This is a genomic window from Bilophila sp. 4_1_30, from assembly GCF_000224655.1.
In the GTDB taxonomy this organism is placed as follows: Bacteria; Desulfobacterota; Desulfovibrionia; order Desulfovibrionales; family Desulfovibrionaceae; genus Bilophila; species Bilophila wadsworthia.
On record NZ_JH114231.1, the window covers coordinates 270,759 to 273,538 of the forward strand.

Annotated in this window: 2 protein-coding genes; both read right to left on the reverse strand. The window is 56.5% G+C overall.

Going from position 1 to position 2,780, the window contains the following annotated elements:
* A partial coding sequence (locus tag HMPREF0178_RS21835; protein ID WP_009378397.1) for an amidohydrolase family protein occupies window positions 1–817 on the reverse strand: 817 nt, incomplete at its 3' end.
* Between the two features lie 71 nt (window positions 818–888).
* Window positions 889–2,679 (reverse strand): Na+/H+ antiporter NhaC, encoded by a 1,791-nt coding sequence (nhaC, locus tag HMPREF0178_RS01335; protein ID WP_009378398.1) that lies wholly within the window; start codon window positions 2,677–2,679, stop codon window positions 889–891.
* Window positions 2,680–2,780: the final 101 nt, after the last annotated feature.

The following is a 2,780-nucleotide window of genomic DNA, read 5'->3' on the forward strand; positions in this document are numbered from 1 at the left end:
GCATGGCTAAAGCGATGGCTTCCGATGGTTTCAGCGTGTCCGGCCCCAGGGTTTGGACGTTCAGGCCGGAAGAAATATCCATGAAGCCGCCTTTGGCAACCAATTTGGCAGCTTCGGAAAAGGCGAAGGGGCTGCGGTTGATGTGCGTGGCGATCAGGTGGCGCCCCAAGTGCGGCGCGCGTTCCAGCGCGGCGAATACACAGGAAAGCCCTTCCGCCGCCGCGCCGATATGCATGATCAACATGCCGATGAATCCGCGGAGCATCCCGCCTATGCGGGCTTCCGTGGCAACGGCAAGCAGGGTTTCGGCGGAAACGGGAGCGACTCGATGGTCCGCAATGGCAATTTTGCCGCCGCGGACCTTTTCGATGAAGGCAATATCCGAACGGATTGAACCGGTCAGCGTCGGAGAAGGTACAGGATAACCTCCAGACATGATGAAGGAACTGACGCCTTCCTCTTCAAGGGAGTTCGCTTTGGCGAGTACGGCGTCAACATGCCGGGTTACACCGTCCGTGCCGAGAAGGCCACCGACAGTCGTCACACCCGAGCGGATAAGCTTTGAAAGCGGAAGAGGAGGGACCTGAGAAGAAAACCCCGCCTCACCGCCTCCTCCGGTAATGTGAACATGCGCATCGATGAATCCGGGAACGGCAAAAAGCCCTTTGCCATTCATTTCCTGCACCGGTCCGAGCCATTCGGGGACGGAAACATTCTGTGCGATGGCGGCAATGCGATCATTGATGATCAGGATATCGTTGGTTCCAAGGGGGTCGGGAGAAAAAAGGGAGGCATTACGTATAAGAATGGTGGCCATGATACTTCCTTTGGGAGGAACCGCCGCCCTGGATAGGCGGCGGTTCAAGGGATAGGATGCGGGAGGGAGGATTACTCCGCTACGAACTCTTTGTTTTCTTCCGCCATTTCCTCGGGAGTGAGCCGGGTCATGTTAATGTTAAAGGCCGCGTAAAGAATGGACATGAGGGGCGTAAGGTACAGGACGAACGCCCACGGTGCGTAATCCATATACGAGACGCTGAGCATACTCATGGGGAAGAGGGCATTGGAGGCCCAGGGCACAAGGGGGCCGCCGAGCGTTCCGGCGTCTTCAACGACGCGGGAGCAGTTTTCGGGGCGGTAGCCGCGTTTGCGGAACAGGGGAGCCATGACGGTACCGTTCATGACGATGCTGAAGTAGGCGGCGGCCGTCAGCATAAGCGTCCCGTAGCCGATGAACAGCGTGGCGAGTACGAGAGAAAGGCCGGAAGTCGCACGGCGGGCCACGGGTTCCAGCACGACGTCGATGATGCCGATGTGGCGAAGCATACCGCCAAGCCCGCAGGCAAAAATGACCAGTGCGGCGATGTCGAGCATACTGGTGATGCCGCCGCGGTTGAGCAGCTTCGCCAACATGGGATTGGCGAAATCAGCTTTGTAGCCGCTCCACATGGAGTTGAAGGCGGTTGTCAAATCCATACCGGCATACCCTACGGCGATGAGGACGCCGAAAAGCGCGCCGCTGACGATGGCGAGGACCGGGTTGGTCTGGTGGATCAGCAGGCCGAGCACCAGCAGCATGGGCAGGGCAGGGATGATGCCGATTTGGAAATGTTCGCTGATCCCGGAGAGGATGGCATTGAGCTGGGACGTATCGGCTACGCCAGAGCCCTGCTTGAACCCGATGATCGCGTACAGGATAATGGTGATGATATAGGCGGGCGTGATCGTATTCACCATATGGCGGACATGCCGGAGCAACGGAACCCCGCTGACCGCAGCGGCCATATTGGTGGTGTCGGAGAGGGGGGAAAGCTTATCGCCGAAGAACGCACCGCAGATAATGGAGGCCGCGGTAATACCGGGATCAAAGCCGAGGCCGGCGCCAATCCCCATGATGGCAAGGCCGACCGTTCCGATCGTACCCCATGAAGTCCCTGTCGTAAGTGACGTCACCGAACACAGGATAAGGCTTGTCACGAGAAACAGGCTGGGGGAAATGATTTGGAGGCCGACATAGATCATCACCGGGACCGTTCCGGCGGAAATCCATGCCCCAATGAGCGCGCCGACGCACATCAAAATGATAACGGCGCCCATAGCTCTCTGGATGAGCTCATAGGCGCCGACTTCGAGTTCCGTATACGTATAACCCAGACGCCGGGCAAACAGGGCACAGACGACCCAGCAAGACATCATGAGCAGGTGAAGTTTCAATTTGAAGAAAATCATCCCGCAGGCAATGATCGTGACGATGGAAAGCAGCGTGAAAAGGGCGAAGGCAAGTGTCGGTTTTTTATGCGTGGTCACAGTCGGTCTCCCTGTAGTTGCATTGTCGGGTTTGAAAAATCTGGAAGGCTCTTCCTTATTCCCGCAAGATACAGAGAATCCGATGTCATACTCGTCGTCCCGGCATTCAAAGTCGGAACAACTCCCGAGTCGTACGAGCTGAAGTCTGTTTTTGTCAGGTTTTCTATAAATAAGGAAAAGATTCGATTGCAGCTGGCACTCCAGATAATCACTCCATTTGCCGGGCAGCGTGTGCGCCGGCATACCCACCATGAATTCAAGATCACGCGCCAGAATGGAGAGCAGGTCTTCAACGGTTCGCTTCCGGCCCGGATCCTGGCAGACTCTTTTCAAGTCCTCCTTGAAGGTTGGGGTTGCTTCAATTGTTCTCATCGATGCTGGCCATAAGTGATGTGACAGACTCGAAGGATTCCAGCGTACCTACATTCACGTCTTCCATAGCTCGGATTGTGCTTGTGTTGGGAACCCTGATT